1 pseudogene is annotated in these 223 nt (G+C 62.3%); it reads left to right on the top strand.

Annotated elements, in window-relative coordinates:
* A pseudogene (locus EGN72_RS19335) lies at positions 1-223 on the top strand (ABC transporter ATP-binding protein); the annotation flags it as partial.

Raw genomic sequence — 223 nt, forward strand, 5'->3', positions numbered from 1 at the left:
GATCGGTGCGGGGGCTTTTGCAAAAGCATGGCGGCGTGGGTCGGGCCAATTCGTCGGCGTCACTTGCCACGAAGATGTGACCGAATGGCTCCAGCCTGATTGGGTAATCGACACGCGGCGAGGTGAGTTCGCTTGGAGGCGACTTCGACGGGCACCGCGCATTGCGATGGACATCCACGCCACCAACGGCACCTTCTGGCCCGGCTTTGAGCCGCATCACTAC

Origin of the sequence: Pseudorhodobacter sp. E13 (assembly GCF_003991405.1) — a bacterium.
Taxonomy (GTDB): domain Bacteria; phylum Pseudomonadota; class Alphaproteobacteria; order Rhodobacterales; family Rhodobacteraceae; genus Pseudorhodobacter.